A 19,850-nucleotide genomic window follows, 5' to 3' on the forward strand; every position below is an offset into this window, starting at 1 on the left:
TCCCCTCATTCAATTACTAGTAAATTTGAGCTTATATGAAAATCAGCTGTCGTATGTCGTTTTACATCTTCTACAGTATATGGACTCATTAATTCTTGTAAGACAAGTCCTCTTTGGGTCACTTCCATGACAGCCATGTCTGTAATAATTAAATCTACACATTTTTTCGAAGTTAATGGCAATGTACATTCCGAAACAATCTTTGCATTTCCGTATTTATCAACATGATTCATCACAACAACGACCCGCTTCGCTTTTTGCGCTAAATCCATCGCTCCTCCAATACCTGGAACGCGTTTTCCTGGTACAATCCAGTTCGCTAAATCACCATTTTCACTTACTTGTAACGAACCAAGTATCGTAACATCAAGTAATCCTTTTCGAATCATGCCAAACGCCATGCAGCTATCAAAATAACTTGCTCCTGTAATAAGAGATGTTGGTAAACCAGCTGCGTTACATAAATTCTCATCTTCATTCCCTTTACTTGGCGTTGGTCCCATACCAACAATACCGTTTTCCGCATGAAACATAACATTCATATCTTCTGGCAAATGATTCGGTACAAGCGATGGAATTCCAATACCTAAATTTACAAGCATACCATTCTGAATTTCTTTCGCTGCACGTCTTGCAATCTTATCTCTTACTTCTACGCCCATACCCATTTCCAATTCACTCCTTCCGATGGCACGATATAATTTACAAATACACCTGGGACGACAATTTCTTCTGGATCTAAACTTCCAAGTGGAACAATTTCTTCTGCTTCTACAATCGTTATGTCACCAGCCATAGCTACGTGTGGATTCATATTACGAGCGCTTTTATCAAATACAAGATTGCCAAACGGATCCGCTTTTTTCGCATATACAATTGCGACTTCAGCCGTTAAAGCTGTTTCAACTAAATATGTCTTTCCATTCATTTCAACTGTACGCTTTCCTTCTTCTACAATCGTATCAACACCAACGTCAACTAAAATACCACCAAGCCCTACACCACCAGCGCGAATACGCTCTGCGAGTGTTCCTTGCGGAGAGAATTCAATTTGCAATCTTCCTTCATTTAATTGTCTTCCCGCATTTGGATTTGACCCAATATGAGAAGTAACTAAAGATTTAACCCTTTCATTCGTAACAAGACGACCGATTCCTACATCAGGAAATCCAGTATCATTTCCTATTAAATTTAAATTTGTAATGCCTTTATCTAAAACAGCTTGAATTAAAGATGGAGGGGATCCGATTCCTCCAAATCCCCCAAACATTAATGTCATATCATCATGGAACAAAGAAATTACTTCCTCTATTTCTTTTAATTTACCGAATGTATTTGTAATAGTTGTCATGCGATACTATGCCCTCCTTTTTGCATCATCTCTTCCACGCTCTTTACAAAAATTGAAAGTAATTCATCTAACTCGGAATATGTAGTTGTCATTGGTGGTGCAACAAGCAGTGCACTATCCTCTTTTCCTGCTTGCCCTGAAACAGCTTGGTATAAGAGCAGTCCATTTTTAGCAGCAACTGAAATAAGCTCCGACGCTTTTGTAAACGGTTGCAATTCTATTCCAATTAGCAATCCTTTTCCACGCACATCGGCAATGATTGTCGATTGTTGCTGAACTTTCTGCAAACCTTTTAATAAATACTCTCCCTTTTCTGCTGTTTTTTCAGGTAAATTATGTTTCTCCATATATTCAATAACAGCTAAAGCCGTTGCTGCAGACAATGGATTTGCACTAAGCGTATGCCCGCTCATTACAGAACGTGATCCACGTAAAATTGGCTCCATAACACGGTCACTTACAACTGTTGCTGCCATTGGTGTATAACCCGCTCCTAGCCCCTTACCAAGGGTCATAATATCCGGTTCTACACCCCAGTGCTCCATCGCAAACCATGCACCAGTACGACCAAGTCCAGTCATTACTTCATCCGCAATAAATAATATATCGTAATGATTACAAATATCTTTAATTACTTTATAGTATTCTTTCGGCGGGACAACCGCTCCTCCAGCAGCTCCGATAATCGGTTCAGCAATAAAAGCTGCAATATGTTCTGCACCAATTCGATCAATCGCTCTTTCTAGTTCAGTCGCACAAGAAAGTTGACATGTTGGATATACCTTTTGTACAGGACATCTAAAACAGTATGGAGCTGGAATAGTCGGATAATCTTCCAAAATAGAAACGAAACGTTGTCTGCGCAGTGGATGCCCAGACATAGATAAAGCTCCCATTGTAATCCCGTGATAGCTCATCCACCGTGACAAAATTTTATGTTTCCCTTGAATGCCACGCTCCTGAAAATGCTGAATTGCGATTTTCATAGCTGTTTCATTTGCTTCCGTACCACTATTCACAAAAAAGCTCCAGTTCAAATCTCCTACACATAAATCACTTAACTTCTTCGCTAATTTTTCAGCTGGTTCACTCGTAAACTGTGATCTATAAACGAAAGCGATCTCCTCTGCTTGTTTTTTAATAACTTCTGCTATCTCTGCTACGCCATGTCCAATACCTGCCGTAATCGCTCCAGACGAACCATCAAAATATTTATTTCCGTTTTGATCATACAAATACACACCTTTTCCATGTGAAATCATCGGATACGGCTGACCAACAAGTGGTTTAATTAAGTAATCGCGCATAGCGCTCCCCCATTTCTTCAATTTGTATATGTATATGAAGAAAATTGACGTTTCTTTCATAAAAAAGAATCCTCTGCAAAAGCAGTGAATTTATCAAAAAACTATTATAAAATATACAAATGACTGCTAAATATTATTTTAAAAACAGAAAATTCAGAACTTAAAATGAAGACCAACCTTACCTGTACGCTTAAATACCCCTTCCTGATTTAAGATAACAGCAAATTGAATATTTTTTTAATATAATATCAACTTCCCTCAATTGCTGACATTGTGTAAACTTCGACGGAACTCCCGTTATTCTCCTTCCTATTATCCTACTTTATATTGCATATTTTCAAACAAAATTCGACATTTTACTTCGCCTCATTTATCGTAACTATTTCTTAACAAATAGTACCACCTGTTTAGAACAATAAAAAAAGAACCGATTAACCACATTAATCAGTTCGGCACGACGCTCTTTTATCGGTATTACCTTATCCAACGCATCACTAAAATTAATAGAAATACTCATAATACAAATCCATAATTCGTCCCACAGCCTATAGCACCAAATCCTCCATAACTTCATTCCCAATAACTATGGGGATATCCCCATCCCAATGGTTCCACTCCTTCCATCAAAGTCAAACTACCTTTCCTTTATAATTTATGTAGGACAATTATCGATTTGTATGTGTGTTTGCCTATAAATAAAAAAATCCCCATTTTAACTTTTCCTTCTAGAAAGGCAAGTTTTTTGCATAACCTCTTTCTAGCTTCGCATATATTTGTAATGATGATAAAGGAGGAATGTTCATGACTCAATCCGAAATTGAAAAATACGGCCAAGAAGCTGCACGTTACGAACAGCTCGCTCGTTACTATCAATATAGCAATCCTAAAAGATATGTAGAACTCTATATGAAATACTATGATGCAATTACAAAACTTGTACAAGCATATGAAAAGAGAGATTCACAAGAAGCGACTTTACCGTCACATATGAGAATCTTCCACACAGCTCCCCATACACCAGCAGTTGATATTATAATAAACGGACAAAAGGTTATTAAAAATATTTCTTTTAAACAATTCAGTCCGTATTTATCATTAGTGCAAGGTAAATACCGTATTGATATTGTCCCTGTCGGAAACGAAACTCCAATATTTTCAGCATTAGTACCAATAATGGGGAATCACACTTATACCCTTGCAGCGGTCAATAGCGATAATCATCTCCAATTACAACCCATTCTTGATAATACTCATTTACCATCTGGTCAAGCAAAAATACGGTTTGCACATTTTTCACCAGACACTCCAGTTGTAAATGTAAATTTAAAAGATGGGGATCATTTATTTGAAAATGTACTCTTTAAGCAAATAACAGATTTTTTACAAGTTAGCCCTGGTACAGCAGATATTGAAGTTTCACTTGCTGATACAAAAAAAGTACTATTAACCATTCCAAAATTCAACGTTGAACCAAATACAATTTACACAATTTCAATAGTTGGTTATTCAACTGCGGATCCAAAATTAGAGACCGTTATACTTACAAATTAAAACAGTCTACACCATTCGCATGGTGTAGACTGTTTACTTTTGAAACGTAATTTGAAATTCTGTCCAATCGTTATCCGAACGACACAATATGGATCCGTTATGTTTTTCTACAATTTGTTTACATACAAATAGTCCAATACCAGTTCCTAGCTTTTTAGTAGTTACAAATGGCTCAAAAATGGTCTCTACATTGTCTGCTGGAATCATAGGTCCATTATTTTTTATAACAATGCGAACAGCCTGATCCTCTTCAAATACATCAATGATAATTTTCCGCTCTTCTTTCACCGATTCAAGAGCATCAATCGAATTCATTAAAATATTTAAAACTACTTGCTTCACTTCACTCCGGTAACCAACGAGTGGAATAGGATACGGCAAATTCTTTTCAATCAAAACATTTGCATTAACTAAACTTGGATATAAGAATTGTATAATATCTTGAAATAAGTCATTTACCAAAAAACGTTCAGATTCATTCCACATTTCTTTTTTCGATACAAGTAAAAATTGCGAAATCCTAAAATTTAATTGATCTAATTCATGTGAAATAATATCTAAATACGATAGATTAGGGTGATCTGTCTTCAATAACTTTACAAATCCCATAATCGAAGTTAGCGGATTACGAAATTCATGCACAAAACTAGCCGACATTTGCCCTAGAATCGTAAGCCTTTCTTTATGTGTTTCATTTATATATTGCTGTTTTTCTTCTAAATTTCTCGATATAATTTCTGAGTATTTTAAAACGGTATAATAAATTAATTTGTCAAAACAAGTATGTATTTTGGCCATAATCGGTTTCAGTTCACGAGCACTTACATCCAATTCGCACATCGCTTCAAAAAGTTCATTTCTTCCCACATTTGCATTGTAAACAAAATCTCCAATATTCGCATCTGCCCCTGCACGCTCAATGGCAATTTTCTCACATAATGGCTGAAGATAATTAATGTCTTTATCTTCCATAATAAGTTCGATAATTAACTCTAATAAATTCGCTCCATTTTGAACTACCTCTTGTTTAAATGGATCTTTTTCGGAAATTATCATTTTGTTTTTCCAGTTCTCTACGAATTGGTGCCTGTTGTTTTTCAAGTGCGAACAAAATACTTCTTTAATATCCTTATCGATTGGAAAAACCTCCATTCCTCCATTTCCATACGACGAATACCCTTTATATTTTGAATATTAACACAAAAAATACATTTCGTTAATAGATTTTTGTCACATTTTGTTAATTTCTGTTGATAAAATTTATTTTTCCTTTCTTATTTAAATAAGTTGTATTCCTATATCCCTTTCCCTTCTCATTTTTTAAATTATTTTCCTGTTCAAAACTACTTTTTTTTGCATCCTTTTTAATTCTTGCGTACAATAAGAAGTGAAAGGTGTGAAAAATATGGTAAATAAAAATGTGGAAGACTATCTCCAAGAAGGCATATATGGCCAAAAGCAAAACAAACCAGAAGAACGTAATATGTACTTAACTACATTACGTGAGCGTGTAGAAATCGCTTTAACAATCGGTCAAGTAATGCAAAGTAATGTGTATACAGAAGTAACGGGTAACATACGTTCTTCTCAATCATTACAACTATTCCTAAATGGAAGCATTGCTTACCCACATTTATCAAAATACATTAAATTAGCAACTGAAAAAAATATTCCTTTTACAATTGTTCAAAATAAAGGTACTGAAACACCAATCGGTTTAGTACTCTCTCATAGCACTGCTGTAGATAAAGAACATATTTATGTCGAAGATGATATTTTCAAACAAGAAATGAAGTAAAAGGTACACTTGATTAAATGAAATCGTTCCGAGAAACGTAAAACAAACAATAAAAAACGAGTATGGAATCGTAAACATTTCCTGCTCGTTTTTTATTGCGGTGTTTAAGCTCGATCTACTTTATTTTTTAATACACACTAATTTCATTTCTGTCATTTCTTCTATTGCATATTTAATCCCTTCACGGCCTGTGCCACTCTCTTTCACACCGCCATAAGGCATATGATCTACTCTGAACGTTGGAATATCATTAATCATGACACCACCGACTTCTAATTCATCAATTGCACGCATTGCCTTACATAGATTGTTTGTAAATACACCTGCTTGTAATCCATAACGTGAATTATTTACTTGTTCTAAAGCCTCATCAAATTCTTTAAATGTATTTACAGTCATAAGTGGACCAAATACTTCTTGGCACTGAACAGATACATAATCTGGAACATTTGTTAATACAGTTGGTTCAAAAATCCTTGCATCACGTTTGTTACCACCGTATACAACATTAGCTCCTTCCTTAACTGCCTCTTCCACCCATGAATTTATACGTTCTACATCTTTTTTTGAAATAAGTGCTGATACATCTGTTTCTTCATGAAGCGGGTCTCCTACTACAACGTTTTCCATTGCTTTCGTTAATTTTGTAATAAACTCTTCCATTTTGCGTTCATGCACAAAAACACGTTGTACTGAAATACAAACTTGTCCATTATTCACAAACGCGCCCCATTTTACACGTTCAATTATTTCGTCTGTCAATTCAACATCTTCATCAATAATTACTGCAGCGTTCGATCCTAATTCTAACGTCACTCGTTTCAACCCGGCTTTTTCCTTAATTCCAATACCTACTTTCGGACTTCCTGTAAAAGTAATACTAGCAACGTTCTCATCTTTTACTAATGCCTCACCTACAACAGATCCAGGTCCAGAAATTATATTGAAAGCTCCCTTTGGTAAACCAGCTTCTTCAAATAATTCTACCAATGCATACGAAGAAAGTGGCGTTTGGTCGGCAGGCTTTAGCACAATAGTATTTCCAGCCGCAATTGCTGGGCCTACCTTATGTGCTACTAAATTAAGTGGAAAATTAAACGGTGTAATAGCACCAATAACCCCGATTGGTTGTCGAATTGTATACGCTATACGGCCACCTGCTCCTGGTGCAGCATCTAATGGTAACGTCTCACCATATATTCGCTTCGCTTCTTCAGCTGCAAACTTATATGTTTGAACAGTGCGATCTACTTCTCCCCGTGCAGCACGAATTGGTTTTGCAGCTTCTTTTGCGATAATCTCTGCAAACTCTTCTCTTCTCTCATCCATTTTTTGTGCAACCTTTTCTAAAATAGTTGCACGGTCGTATGCGGATAATTTTTTCATTTCTTTCATTGCATTTTTGGCCGAAACTATTGCTTCCTTAACGTCATCTTCTGTACCTTGCGCAATCTCCGCTAATGTTTCTTCAGAATATGGTGCATACAATGGTTTATACGTCTCTACTGATTTCCATACCCCATTTATATATAAATGTTTTTTCATAGTGGTTCTCCTTCCGAATATACGTATACAATAATACATTTCATTTATTTCACCTGGTGAAAGGTCTGACTTGTGTAATTGTATCATAGCCCTAATACATCCAAAAAACATTTTGCTCAAAAAAACTCTGCTACAAAGCAGAGTTTACGAACTAATTTGTTCTTGGAGCGAAATCTTTTTTTCATCTCCTACAATAACAATCGATTCTGAAGGTTTCGTTACTTCTAATCTCTTAATATAGTGTCCATCTAATTTTTTTACGCAAAATTTATAATTTTCAATCTCAATGGTATCACCCTCGGAAATCTCAATATTTTTTGTTAGGATCCAACCGCCAATCGTATCGACATCATCGTCGTCAATAGTCAAACCTAATAATGCGTTCACTTCACTAACAAGTACTTTTCCCTCTAAAATCGTTTTCGTCTCACTAACTTGTTGGATTTCCGGTTGTTCATCAGTATCGAACTCATCTTGAATATCCCCTACAATTTCTTCTAAAATATCTTCAACGGTTACAAGACCTGATGTACCACCATATTCATCAATTAATATAGCGATATGTGTTCTTTCTCTTTGCATTTTTAAAAATAGATCATGAATCGGGATAGATTCAATAACTAAAATAATTGGCCTAATATATTGCTCCACTGTCTTTTCACTAACAACTCGGTGCTTCACAAAATCTGTAAATATATCTTTAAAATTCACAAAGCCTATTACATGGTCCTTATCACCATCAACAACCGGATACCTCGTATATTTTTCATGAGACATTTTTTGTAAAGCCTCTTCAGCAGGCATTTCTTTATTTAAAATATTCATCTCTGTTCGTGGTACCATTATTTCTTTCGCAATACGATCATCAAATTCAAATATTTTATTCACATACTTATATTCAGATTGATTAATCTCACCATTTTTATAACTTTCTGAAACTAACAACCGCAATTCTTCTTCTGAATGCACTTCATCATGCCCTTTTGGTGGTTTCAACCCAAGAAACTTTGTAATTAACCGAGCTGATCCATTTAAAATCCAAATGAATGGGAATGCAATACGATAAAACAAAATGAGTGGCTTAGCAACAAAGAAACTCACTTGTTCTGCTTTTTGAATCGCAAATGTTTTTGGAGCTAACTCTCCTACTACCACATGGAAAAATGTGATAAACAAAAATACTAAAATTATAGCTAAAATGTCTGCGAGTTGAGTAGGGACGTTCCAATTTGCAAACAACACATCAAACATGTGCTTTAGCGCAGGTTTACCAGACCACCCAATCCCAAGAGCTGTAACAGTTATTCCTAATTGACAAGCTGATAAATATTCGTCTAAGTTTGTAATGATTGTTTTGACAGATATTGCACGATTATTTCCTTTTGCAATTAAATAGTCAATTCGTGAACTCCTCACTTTAACAATTGCAAATTCTGCTGCAACGAAAAATGCCGTTAAGGCAATTAAAACAATCACTATACTTATACTATATATGTCCAAATACTTTTCCTTACTTACAGTGTAAGCAAGGAAGCCACCTCCTACTTAAATTTATTCAAGTGAAGTAAGCATTCTTATACTCTAATAAAATTCTACATTAGTAACCACCTTTTTATATATTATATGCATACATAAAAAAGATATTTATAATTATGATAATCTAATTAGCTTATTATCGTCAAACTATAATAAGCCCAATTTTCCGATAACTAAAAATGATTTATATAAATAGTATGTGCTAAACAGCTGAACTTCGTGAAAAAACACTTTCTTTGCCGATTCCACACTTCTTTTGTCACACCTGAAGGGAACTTGCTACATAACTAGAAATCATTCAACAGGATATATATAGGAGGGATTATTTTGGAATATAAAACACCATTTATCGCAAAGAAATTAGGTGTTAGCCCAAAGGCTGTTGTCCGGATTGCACAACAATTAAATCTTACGATTAAAAAAAATAAATATGGTCATTTTATTTTCACACAAGGTGATTTAGATCTAATGTTAGAATACCATCGCTCTCAAATGGACCAGCCTCAAAACTCTCAAACTACTCAAAAACCATCTTCAAATGATGTAGAAAAATTAAAAACTCAAGTAAACACAATTGTTCAAAACACATCATCGAATGATTTTGAGCAATTAACAGCTCAATTTACCACAATTACGAGAAGACTAGATCGAATGGAAGAACAAATGCAAGATAAAGCAAATGATGTCGTTACATACCAACTTTTACAACATCGCCGCGAAATAGAGGAAATGTTAGAACGAATTCAAAAACTAGAAGCTGCCCTAAAAAAAGAAGAACCAATATACATTACTCCTGATGCAAAACCAACATATGAAAGAGAAAAGAAACCGAAGCGTCGTAAAATGATTTTTAGTATATTTGGACTATAATATTTTAGACCCTTATTCTGAGAATAAGGGTCTACTTTTTGTATGAAAACAGATGCCCGTAATAAGTAACTCTTCTTCATACTATACATATTCATATATTTTCATTTTGTTAACATAATATTTTTACTGTATTCTGCAATAAGTGCCTGCGCATGAGCATTCCCTTGAATAATATCACGGAATTCTTTCAAAGAATACAGATGTGTAGCACCTTTTCGAGCATGAATTCGCACTGGTACACCTTGTAAAGTATCATGAAACTGGAATGGACTATCTATCGGTTCGATTGGAAAACCGAGTGTAAGTAAATACATATACATTCTTTTTGTAACTGCTGCAATATACCATTCCGCTTTCGTCTCTAACGCATGCATAAATAAAATAGCTGCCAGCCTTTTGAAATGTCCTCTCCCCCGAGACGTTTTCGCAATACTTAACTTTCCTATTTCATACACATTTTTCAAATCTTTCACTAAATCATTTTTAGAAAACGGATAGAAAAACTCAGAATTTGATTGTTCAGGTACTGTAAACTTAATACATTCTACTGTACCAATATGATGTTCATCTTCTATTAATAAAAATCGTGATGGATTTAAATTACGTTCTACAAACATTAAGTTTCTTTCTTCACAAAAATCTCCCCACAGTTGCTCGAACCAAAAATGCTCTTCCTTTGTTTGAACACGCTGGAACATATTTAACCGCCTTTCCCATCGCTGCTCTGTTTTTGATAACGCTTTCACTTACTATCATATAAGAACAAATCTTCGTATGCAACTAAAAATATTTATGTCTTATTATATTCTGCAAAATGAATTAAATTCCTACTTATTAGTCATTAATACACATGCAAAACCCCTTAATTCCCCATACTGTTACAAACATAACAAGATTCAATTACTCTAATAAAAAAATGATAATCACTATCAAATCAAGTTCGAACCGTATAATGTGTCTTTCCGTACTGCATATAATTCTTCTTAACCTAAAGAAATCCTTCATTAAAAAGGATTCCTTTTACATTTTATTACTTTTTAACCATTTCTCAAAAATTTGAATCATCCCATGCTTCCCAGCCAACTTCTCTTCTCCTTGTTTCGTTTTATATGGATATAGTTGTAAAAACACTCCACATCCAGATTCAATTTTTTTACTATGCATATGGCTACCTGGATATACACAAATCACTTCATAAATCGCTCTTCGCTTAAAAATTCGTTTACCATTCTGTTCTTCTACATACTTAATAGACCAGTATTTATACATTTGCTCCGTTGCTTTCGTATTACCGACAGGCTGAAAAATATTGTACATAGGGCTGTATTTCACTTCGATAATAATAGAAGATTTATATACATACTTCTCTTCTTCCTTTACATAACAATCTAAACGAATATCCGGCTTCTTTGTGTCCTCTCCGTTATAAAAATTACTTCCTTTGCTTAGTGCAATAAGAGGGTGTGTTTCAATTAAATCATTAAACGCGACGTGCACTTTTATATCATCTCGATGTAAAATCACTGTCGTTCCATCTTGTAATCCGTCTAAATAAAAATGTTCTTGTATTTGTTCACGAATAGGATTCTTATCTTCAAATCCGATTTGTTCTAATATAGAAATAACGATAAAAAAAGCGTAATACTCATACACTAAAAACGTTGGTTTATATACGAATAATAAAGATGGGGATTGCTCCGTATGTTGCGGTAACAATTCTAAATGGTGGATTAATTGTTGATGCGGTATAGATAAAGTGTTCGAATTAATGGTAGCTGTTTCAGAAACTTCCCTCCAAAATGGAGAATATAATAAATTTCGAAAGTATTGCACACTTTCATATACGATATGAGCTAATATTTTATATTCTTGTATTTTCACAGAACTTTTCCGTAAATCTGCTTCTTTCAGTAAATGTAGATTTCTATATTTTTGTTTTTCCCTATCCGTCACGGATCCATTTCGTTCAATCGTTTTCATAATTGTTTTAACAGCTTGAAATTCATCTGACTTTTTCTTCTTTTCTCCTTCTAGTATTTCAATAGTTTTACGTACAAAAATTTCTGCTTCAAGTAAATAATAATAGAATTGCATCGTTTTAAATTTAAGAAATGCATTTTCAATACTATTTTTTTGCTCCTTAAATTTACGGTTGTAATATTTCGCATAAAGCTTTCTTTCTGTCATAATGGCAGTTTTTCTCGTTGTCTTCCGCGCTTTCGTTTCCCATTCATATTCGTGTACAAATTCCGCATTCGATTCTACTTTTTTAAAAATTTGTTTTATTCTTTTCATTTTTTGTGGCAACTTTCTTAACAATACCAAATAAGAAGAATCTTCAATATCGCTAAGTGCTGAGAAAGTTTTCTTGTAATAACCTCTATCTAAAATTAACTCGTTTAAAATTGACTTCACATAATCTTGAATCATTTCAAATTGGTCATCAAAAAAGTTTTTAGGAACCACTTGAAACGCACCATAATAAGTTTTATCTTCTATACGCACTTCAAAATGGTATAAGCCACAGCGCCACGGATAAAAAAATTCAGTTTTTCCATGTTCATACACTAATACTCTTTGTTTTTTTTCATTTAATTCATATTGTGACTCTTTTATATTCTTTTGTCCCTCATATACTTTATTCCATATGAATGTAATATCCATTGGATTTTGATAATGGAAATGTAATTTCAGTGGTTTTAATTCCTGTACTTTATAAATACATTGAACTAATGCTGTAGTAGACGTACAAAGCCGGTTTAAAAGGATAAAATCGCCTTTCCCCTCAGTACCAATAATTAGCTTCAATACAAACGGGAGCGTTTCTTTCGTATCGACGATTGCTGTTTCATAACGCTCCTCATTTTGCATAGCCATACAGCTCCAGTTCTCTACGCTTTTGTCTTATATAAGCTAAAGAATGTTCAAATGTAGATACACGATTTGCAAGCGGAGACTGTAAAAGTGGTATCAATGTCGCTCCCCTTTTTGCTTCTTCAGAAAGTAGAGGGCCCACTGTCATTTCTGTCCCCCTTAATTTCGTTAATACACGCTGCTTTATTTGCAAATCAAAACCTTCTTCCCTGCTAATCATATAAGACTGATTATTTTGGAACGGTATATTTTGCAAATACGTAGCAATTGCGCTTGCACATCGGAAAGAAATTCCTTTTGATATATCGTGTGATGATAATACATCATGTAACTTATCCAATAACTCTAATTCCTCTTCAGTATACACTTCGATCATCTCTTTATTCCTAAACCAATTGAGTCGAAATTCTCCCGTTGTTACTTTCAGCGGAGGTTGCTGAACAACTTTCTCATGTTCTATACTCATCTCGCAAAACGGAATTTTTTGTAATGTAATCAAATTTGTTCGATCTAATAATCGATCGGAAAGCTCTTTCGTCGTTTCATCAAAATTTACAGTGCCTACGAAAATAATATTCTCACCAATTTCCACTGAAGGTGGAATTTGATTTTCTATTTCTTGTACTTTCTCATACAAACTCAAAATACGATTTTTCTTTTCAAGTTGAAGAACGGATAGAAACGGAGTAAACCAATGCTCAATATGTGACATGTTCATTTCATCGAACACAATTATATACAATTGATTTGGATTTTCTTTAGCCTTTAACAATGTCCGAACTAACTTCGTTTCACTTTCAATAAAATTACCATTCGGATGAAGGTAACCGAGAATATCATGTGGTTCTTGATACGATGGTGAAATCGGAATCCAAATTAATTCTTCCCCATAACGTAACCCAAGTGATTCTGCATAAGCTTGCACAAAGCGTGATTTCCCAACACCTGGTATACCACCAACAATTGTTAACATATTGGTTTTAATACTAATGTGAAAATTATATATATCTGTATCATCCAAATATAACCCTTTATTACGAACCATACTTTGTACATACTGCAAAAAAGAGGATTCACGCTCATCCCATTCCCAGTCATCCTTTTGCATTTTAATATCTTCTACTTCAACTAACTTACCTTCTTCAGCAATTCGTTTATTTAGTTGGTCATACACATTTTCACTTACAAAATATAAATGATCATCTACTGCTATTTCTACATGTTTCATCCAATCGTTTATTTCAATATATTTGCATTCTTTTCTTTGCTCAAAATATGAAATTGAACTTATTGATGATTTTAACGATAAATTTCCATATAGCCTTCCTTCATGCCACAATAATTCTGGAGGCTCAAAGTCTTTTGGTAATTTAGGCATAAGAAATGATAAATAACCGTTGCTTAACTTCCGTTCCAAAGACGCTCTCTTTTTATAATTTGAGACCTTTGGTGAAGGAATCAATTTATATGAAGATGCTATTTCCCGAGGCTCTTCTGTGCATATTAATTCCAGAAATAAATTTCCACGATCATAATAAAGACGAAACATAACCAGTTGCTTTTCTAATTTATGCTTCTTTAAATCAGTAAAGATTTTTTCATTCTTTTTATTACTGCATAATCCTTCAAACAAATATTTTCCAGTCGGAAATAACTCTTGTAAAGTTAAAGGTATTGAAGAAAGACATTGTACAAAGAAATTTTCTCCATTCTTCTCTCCCTCAGCTTTTGCAAACTTCCCAATAAACCTCATATAATACATTCGCTTTATAAAACTTGGATGAAGAGCTTTATGTAATTTCAACGTAGTCACCTTCTTTTTTTCATACTATTCTTATTGTATGAACTACAATCTAAAACTAGAAATAAAAAACCTGACGTCATCCGTCAGGTTCAAAATTAAAACGTATATTAATGAGAAGGAAATGCTTTTTTTTCTTGTAAAATGGCATTATGAGCGATTTTCATTTTAGCAAGTACGTACCGTAATCGATCTTCGGCATTTTCATCTTTATTTTGCTGCAAACTCGCCAAATTCTCTACAGAACTCGCTAAATTTTCAATCACGCCTCGAAGTTCAGGATGATGATTAAAAAAAGATTCTTGTACTAATACTTTCCTTAAATCACTAGCTAAATCCATAATTCTAGACAACTGTTCTTTTTCTTCCATTTTCATCCCTCCTGAATATCTTATGTATTAAATATTCTCTAGACAAGGAAAAAAGCCCTTTAAATTAAAAGGACTTTTACATTTTTATAGTTCCTGTCAGTAACATATAAAGTGATGTAATAGCTGCAATAACAATTGCCCACATCACATATCGCTCTTTGCCTGCAAAACAACGATTCCCTTTTTCTTTTCTTGCAAACATATACACGAGAATCCCAATACCATATACGATTGAAACAAGCAATAAATTCTTTAAACCAGCTGCATAAATTAACCATACAGAGTATAGGGAAGCAATTAATGCTAACAATCCATTTTTTACTCTCGCAACTTTCAGCTCTTTCGTGATGACTAATTTCAATTGAAATAGCGCTGATAATAAGTACGGCAGTAATATAGATGTTGACGCAATAAAATACATAATTTGATATGTCGATTGTGAAAACAGAACGATTATAAATATAGTTTGGGCAACGATATTTGAAATCCACAATGCCATATGCGGCGTTTGTTTCTTATTTGTTTTCGTAAAGACTTTCGGAAACACGCCGTCTTTTCCTGCTACGTGAGAAATTTCAGAAACAAGTAAAAACCAGCCAATTAATGTACCTACAAGTGACGCAACTAATCCAATATTAATTGCCATTGCACCCCATGGCCCAACAACATGTTCTAATACATGTCCCATTGAAGGAGTCTCTAATACTGAAAGTTCTTTTCTTGTCATGGCTCCCATTGACAGAACAGAAATTAAAATATAAATAGACATTACTAAAATAAGCCCAAGTACTGTCGCTTTTCCAACGTCTCTACTATTTTTAGCTCTTCCTGATAATACAACTGCTCCTTCAACCCCAATGAACACCCAAAGGGTTACAAGCATTGTATTTTTCACTTGACCTAGTACAGAGGAAACTGAGATAGTTCCTTCGCCCCAAAAGTCATGTGTAAATGTATCCCAGCGAAACGCTGTTACCATCACGACAATAAATAATAAAATCGGAACTAATTTCCCAATCGTTGCGATAACATTCATAATGGAAGCTTCACGAATTCCAAATAAAATTAGAAAATGCAATGTCCATAATAAAAGTGATGCACCTACGATTGACGCAACATTATTTCCGCCTTTAAAAATTGGGAAGAAGTAACCTAATGTACTAAACAGTAACATAATTGTTGCAACATTCCCTAAAATCCCTGCTAGCCAGTATCCCCAAGCACTGTTAAAACCAATATATTCACCGAATCCAGCTCGTGCATAACTATAAATTCCGCCCTCAAGCTCCGGTTTTTGTCTTGCTAACGTTTGATATACGAGCGCAAGTGGAATCATTCCCATTGCTGTAATACACCAACCAATTATCGTTGCACCACTATTTGCTCCTACTGCTAAATCATGCGGTAAACTAAAAACACCGCCACCAACCATCGTTCCAACTACTAATGCGATTAACGGAAAAAATCCTAACTTCTTTTCTATTTGTACCACCCCATCTGTCATTCTAGGTGTTATGTTCGTTCAACTATTAAAGTCACCTTTTTCTCTAATAGACGTTTCTCTTATATTTTTTCAGGAAAACATTACTTATTCTAAAAGAAAATGAAGAAAAATGGAATACTTTTTTGAAAAAATGTATAAGTATGCACAAAAAAACCGTTCATTTTGTAATGAACGGTCATTTCATACATATAAAATTGTATATTTATTGTAAAATTAACGAAGTAACTTCTCTTTTTGTAAAAATTGTTTTGCGACTTCTTCGCTACTTTTCCCATTCACATTTACTTCATAATTCATTTTTCTCATTTCTTCATCTGTAATCTTTCCAGATAATTCATTTAATACTTTTTCGAGTTCAGGATATTTCTGTAACGTCTCTTTTCTTAATAATGGTGCTCCTTGATAAGGCGGGAATAGTCCTTTATCATCTTTTAGCACTTTAAGCCCATATTGCTCCAATTCACTATCTGTTGAATATGCATCGATTACGTTAACATCTCCCGATTGTATTGCACTATAGCGCAGTTTCGGTTCCATCGTTTTAACATTTGAAAACTTATAGTTATATAATTTTTGCATTCCTTTATAACCATCTTCACGATCAGCAAATTCTAATGTAAATCCTACTTTAGCTTCCTGTGCAATTTTTCCTAAATCAGAAATTGTATTTATGTTATTTTGATCTGCTATTTTTTTCGGCATGGCTAGTGCGTATGTATTGTTATACTCCATTGGCTTTAACATAACCATATTATATTTCTTTTCCATTCCAATACGAGCTTGTTCATATACTTCATCACGATTTGTACTTTTCGGTTCTTCTTTCACGAAAGTAGATAAAGCTGTACCTGAAAATTCTGGGTATATATCTACTTCACCTGATTTTAACGCTTCGAATACAAATGCTGTTTTTCCAAGGCCTGGCTTTAATTCCACTTGTAAATCTGTATCCTGTTCAATAAGTTGCTTGTACATTTGAATTAATATTTCTGGTTCAGATCCAAGTTTACCAGCAATAACTATGTCTTTCTTTTCGGTATTCCAAAGAAATGGAGCAGCTATCATTACTACAACTATACATATCGTCAATATAACGCGCTTAGAAGAGCGTTTCGGGCTCTCAAGTATGCGAAGTACTATATCAAAGAATAAAGCGAGTAACGCAGCTGGTACGGCCCCTAAAATGATAAGCGCATGGTCATTTCGATCTATACCTAATAATATGAGCTTACCGAGCCCACCAGCGCCTATTAAAGCAGCTAATGTAGCCGTTCCAACAATTAATACCATCGCTGTACGAATACCAGCCATAATAATTGGCAATGCGAGCGGAAGCTCTACCTTCCATAATCTTTTCCAGCTATTCATCCCCATAGCTCTCGCCGCTTCTATAAGTGATTCATCTAATTCCCGTATTCCTGTATATGTATTTCGTAAAATAGGTAATAGTGCATACACAACTAATGCGATTATAGCTGGCAGTTTTCCAATTCCTACTAACGGAATTAATAGTCCAAGTAAAGCAAGTGAGGGCACTGTCTGCATAACAGCAGAAGTCCCTATAATAAATTCAGCCATTCGTTCTTTTCTCGTTAATATAATGCCGAGCGGCACTGCAATAATTACTGCAAAAAATAGTGAAATAAGCGATATTTGTAAATGCTCACTTAATGCACTTAGCAATTCTACTTTTCGTTCTTGGAACGTTTGAATAAAATCAGTCACTGTTTAGCCTCTTTCCTTCATTTGTTCAACAATGTAATTGACAATATGACGACTTGTTAACGCTCCAACATATTGACCATGCTCTTCAACCGGCACTGACTCTTCAGTTTGTAAGCGGACTAGTGCTTCTTGTAATGACGAATGTAAAGATAAAGCATTCCCTTCAACTCGTATACCCTCGTCTAGCGGCAATACCTCTTCTATACTCTTCCCCTCATACCAAGGTCGTCCACGATTTCCAATGAACTCCTCTACAAACTCATTTTTCGGGTTATGTATAATTCCTTCCGGTGTATCTAATTGAACAACTTTTCCTTCTTTCATTACACAAATACGATCACCAAGTGATAAAGCCTCTTGCATATCGTGCGTTACGAACACGATTGTTTTTTGAATCTTTTTTTGCAATTGTACGATATCCTTCTGAAGCTGCTCCCTACTTAACGGATCTAACGCACTAAATGGTTCGTCCATAAGTACAATTTTCGGGTTTGCGGCTAATGCCCGTACGACACCAACACGTTGTTTCTGCCCTCCCGACAATTCATCCGGCATACGATCACGATATACATCTGGATCGAGCCCAACCAGCTGTAGCAAGTCATCGACACGTGCTTTTATTTCCTTTTTGGTCCATTTTCTCATTTCAGGGACAACTGCAATATTTTCAGCAATTGTCATATGTGGAAACAGCGCAATCTGCTGCAACACGTACCCTATATTCCAACGTAGTTCGTTTATGTTATATTGTTGAATATCTTTTCCATCGATTAAAATTGATCCTTCCGTCGTTTCAATTAAACGGTTAATCATCTTCATTGTCGTTGTTTTCCCGCAACCACTCGGACCAATGAGAACAAAAAATTCTCCTTTTTTAATTTCTAAATGCAATGAATCCACTGCTTTTGTGCCATCTTCATACGCTTTTGACACATGATTAAATTGAATCACAGACACAACTCCTTTCATGTTGTTTCCTTTATTTTGATGGAATATAGCATTCATTTCAAATGATACGCTTTATTATACAAAAAAAGAGCTCTCATTTGAGCTCTAACGGTCGAACAATATTGTTTTCATAATTGCAGCATATTCACGCACATACGCTTTTTTCTTAGAGCGTCTCGGTGTTTCAGCAGCCAAAGCTTCCATCTTTATCCCTAAACGCTTTGCAATTATTTTCGTTCGATATAAATGATACGTATTACTTACAACTACCGCATGCTTTACATCATATAAATCCATACTAAACTTTAAATTTTCATACGTATTTGTAGAGCGGTCTTCCATTAAAATACGATTCTCATCTATACCATGTACCATTAAATAGTTTCTCATACTGTGAGCTTCCGGTATATCTTCATCTTCCCCTTGACCACCTGAAACAATTACTTTCACCTCAGGGTGAGCATGTAAATATTCCAACGCTATATCCAAACGATTTTGAAGAGCTAAAGACGGTCTATCTCCAAATAACTTTGCACCTAATATAAGAACGTATGGAGAGTGATTACTCAATGTTTCACGAGCAACTTTATTCATTCGAAACGTCATATAAATGATGTATAGCGGAGGTAGTAATAAGATTATAAGCAATATCCATTTGTTCATAAATAA

The 19,850-nt window shown here is 34.6% G+C and carries 17 protein-coding genes; 3 read left to right on the plus strand and 14 right to left on the minus strand.

Annotated elements, in window-relative coordinates:
• Window positions 1-5: 5 nt before the first annotated feature.
• The 3 genes from B5P42_RS14720 to B5P42_RS14730 are packed head-to-tail and all read right to left on the minus strand — an operon-like array spanning window position 6 to window position 2,658.
• Window positions 6-668, minus strand: a complete 663-nt coding sequence (locus B5P42_RS14720; RefSeq protein WP_002127246.1) for a CoA transferase subunit B — start codon at window positions 666-668, stop codon at window positions 6-8.
• On the minus strand, window positions 653-1,351 hold the full coding sequence (atoD, locus tag B5P42_RS14725) for an acetate CoA-transferase subunit alpha (RefSeq protein WP_002085805.1): 699 nt from the start codon (window positions 1,349-1,351) through the stop codon (window positions 653-655). The genes B5P42_RS14720 and atoD overlap by 16 nt, the downstream gene beginning before the upstream one ends.
• Window positions 1,348-2,658: an aspartate aminotransferase family protein gene (locus B5P42_RS14730; protein ID WP_113734520.1), complete on the minus strand. Its 1,311-nt coding sequence runs from the start codon at window positions 2,656-2,658 to the stop codon at window positions 1,348-1,350. Before B5P42_RS14730 ends, atoD begins: the two co-directional genes overlap by 4 nt.
• An 801-nt stretch (window positions 2,659-3,459) precedes the next feature.
• On the opposite strand from B5P42_RS14730, the gene B5P42_RS14735 reads away from it, so the two are divergent.
• A complete protein-coding gene (locus B5P42_RS14735) occupies window positions 3,460-4,209 on the plus strand; it encodes a DUF4397 domain-containing protein (protein ID WP_044441870.1) in 750 nt (249 codons plus the stop codon).
• Between the two features lie 33 nt (window positions 4,210-4,242).
• On the opposite strand, the gene B5P42_RS14740 is transcribed toward B5P42_RS14735, so the two are convergent.
• The gene (locus B5P42_RS14740) at window positions 4,243-5,361 is read right to left on the minus strand and encodes a BA2291 family sporulation histidine kinase (RefSeq protein WP_002085809.1); all 1,119 of its coding nucleotides are present in this window, start codon (window positions 5,359-5,361) and stop codon (window positions 4,243-4,245) included.
• A gap of 253 nt (window positions 5,362-5,614) precedes the next feature.
• Between B5P42_RS14740 and B5P42_RS14745 the strand changes: the two genes are divergently transcribed.
• Window positions 5,615-6,007: a YueI family protein gene (locus tag B5P42_RS14745; protein ID WP_002085811.1), complete on the plus strand. Its 393-nt coding sequence runs from the start codon at window positions 5,615-5,617 to the stop codon at window positions 6,005-6,007.
• A 120-nt stretch (window positions 6,008-6,127) separates the two neighbouring features.
• Here B5P42_RS14745 and B5P42_RS14750 read toward each other — a convergent pair whose 3' ends face one another.
• Both B5P42_RS14750 and B5P42_RS14755 read right to left on the minus strand, forming a co-directional pair.
• Window positions 6,128-7,552, minus strand: a complete 1,425-nt coding sequence (locus tag B5P42_RS14750) for an aldehyde dehydrogenase family protein (protein ID WP_002085816.1) — start codon at window positions 7,550-7,552, stop codon at window positions 6,128-6,130.
• A gap of 144 nt (window positions 7,553-7,696) precedes the next feature.
• The gene (locus tag B5P42_RS14755; RefSeq protein WP_002127238.1) at window positions 7,697-9,052 is read right to left on the minus strand and encodes a hemolysin family protein; all 1,356 of its coding nucleotides are present in this window, start codon (window positions 9,050-9,052) and stop codon (window positions 7,697-7,699) included.
• 363 nt (window positions 9,053-9,415) lie between these two features.
• Between B5P42_RS14755 and racA the strand changes: the two genes are divergently transcribed.
• Window positions 9,416-9,958: a chromosome-anchoring protein RacA gene (gene racA, locus B5P42_RS14760; RefSeq protein ID WP_002012665.1), complete on the plus strand. Its 543-nt coding sequence runs from the start codon at window positions 9,416-9,418 to the stop codon at window positions 9,956-9,958.
• Window positions 9,959-10,059: 101 nt separating this feature from the next.
• On the opposite strand, the gene B5P42_RS14765 is transcribed toward racA, so the two are convergent.
• The 8 genes from B5P42_RS14765 to B5P42_RS32015 all read right to left on the minus strand — a co-directional run bounded on the left by B5P42_RS14765 (window position 10,060) and on the right by B5P42_RS32015 (window position 19,844).
• Entirely contained in the window at window positions 10,060-10,656 is a 597-nt protein-coding gene (locus B5P42_RS14765) for a hypothetical protein (RefSeq protein ID WP_002085820.1), read from the minus strand.
• A gap of 322 nt (window positions 10,657-10,978) precedes the next feature.
• Window positions 10,979-12,829, minus strand: a complete 1,851-nt coding sequence (locus B5P42_RS14770; RefSeq protein ID WP_113734521.1) for a hypothetical protein — start codon at window positions 12,827-12,829, stop codon at window positions 10,979-10,981.
• The gene (locus B5P42_RS14775; protein WP_002065222.1) at window positions 12,819-14,636 is read right to left on the minus strand and encodes an AAA family ATPase; all 1,818 of its coding nucleotides are present in this window, start codon (window positions 14,634-14,636) and stop codon (window positions 12,819-12,821) included. Before B5P42_RS14775 ends, B5P42_RS14770 begins: the two co-directional genes overlap by 11 nt.
• Before the next feature lie 107 nt (window positions 14,637-14,743).
• Window positions 14,744-15,004: a hypothetical protein gene (locus tag B5P42_RS14780; RefSeq protein WP_002085825.1), complete on the minus strand. Its 261-nt coding sequence runs from the start codon at window positions 15,002-15,004 to the stop codon at window positions 14,744-14,746.
• A gap of 76 nt (window positions 15,005-15,080) precedes the next feature.
• The gene (locus B5P42_RS14785; protein ID WP_002085826.1) at window positions 15,081-16,508 is read right to left on the minus strand and encodes a basic amino acid/polyamine antiporter; all 1,428 of its coding nucleotides are present in this window, start codon (window positions 16,506-16,508) and stop codon (window positions 15,081-15,083) included.
• A gap of 213 nt (window positions 16,509-16,721) precedes the next feature.
• The gene (locus tag B5P42_RS14790; RefSeq protein WP_002127232.1) at window positions 16,722-18,233 is read right to left on the minus strand and encodes an ABC transporter permease/substrate-binding protein; all 1,512 of its coding nucleotides are present in this window, start codon (window positions 18,231-18,233) and stop codon (window positions 16,722-16,724) included.
• Window positions 18,234-18,236: 3 nt separating this feature from the next.
• On the minus strand, window positions 18,237-19,184 hold the full coding sequence (locus tag B5P42_RS14795; protein ID WP_142674052.1) for an ABC transporter ATP-binding protein: 948 nt from the start codon (window positions 19,182-19,184) through the stop codon (window positions 18,237-18,239).
• 102 nt (window positions 19,185-19,286) lie between these two features.
• Window positions 19,287-19,844, minus strand: coding sequence for a YdcF family protein (locus B5P42_RS32015; protein ID WP_181458800.1), 558 nt, complete (start codon window positions 19,842-19,844; stop codon window positions 19,287-19,289).
• Window positions 19,845-19,850: the final 6 nt, after the last annotated feature.

This window comes from Bacillus sp. SRB_331 (genome assembly GCF_003264175.1).
GTDB lineage: Bacteria > Bacillota > Bacilli > Bacillales > Bacillaceae_G > Bacillus_A > Bacillus_A mycoides.

Coding starts and splice junctions, on each gene's coding strand:
- B5P42_RS14780 (WP_002085825.1), bottom strand. CDS start 15,004: ATGGAAGAAAAAGAACAGTTGTCTAGAATTATGGATTTAGCTAGTGAT.
- B5P42_RS32015 (WP_181458800.1), bottom strand. CDS start 19,844: ATGAACAAATGGATATTGCTTATAATCTTATTACTACCTCCGCTATAC.
- B5P42_RS14740 (WP_002085809.1), bottom strand. CDS start 5,361: ATGGAGGTTTTTCCAATCGATAAGGATATTAAAGAAGTATTTTGTTCG.
- B5P42_RS14785 (WP_002085826.1), bottom strand. CDS start 16,508: ATGACAGATGGGGTGGTACAAATAGAAAAGAAGTTAGGATTTTTTCCG.
- B5P42_RS14750 (WP_002085816.1), bottom strand. CDS start 7,552: ATGAAAAAACATTTATATATAAATGGGGTATGGAAATCAGTAGAGACG.
- atoD (WP_002085805.1), bottom strand. CDS start 1,351: ATGACAACTATTACAAATACATTCGGTAAATTAAAAGAAATAGAGGAA.
- B5P42_RS14720 (WP_002127246.1), bottom strand. CDS start 668: ATGGGTATGGGCGTAGAAGTAAGAGATAAGATTGCAAGACGTGCAGCG.
- B5P42_RS14730 (WP_113734520.1), bottom strand. CDS start 2,658: ATGCGCGATTACTTAATTAAACCACTTGTTGGTCAGCCGTATCCGATG.
- B5P42_RS14765 (WP_002085820.1), bottom strand. CDS start 10,656: ATGTTCCAGCGTGTTCAAACAAAGGAAGAGCATTTTTGGTTCGAGCAA.
- B5P42_RS14770 (WP_113734521.1), bottom strand. CDS start 12,829: ATGCAAAATGAGGAGCGTTATGAAACAGCAATCGTCGATACGAAAGAA.
- B5P42_RS14745 (WP_002085811.1), top strand. CDS start 5,615: ATGGTAAATAAAAATGTGGAAGACTATCTCCAAGAAGGCATATATGGC.
- B5P42_RS14735 (WP_044441870.1), top strand. CDS start 3,460: ATGACTCAATCCGAAATTGAAAAATACGGCCAAGAAGCTGCACGTTAC.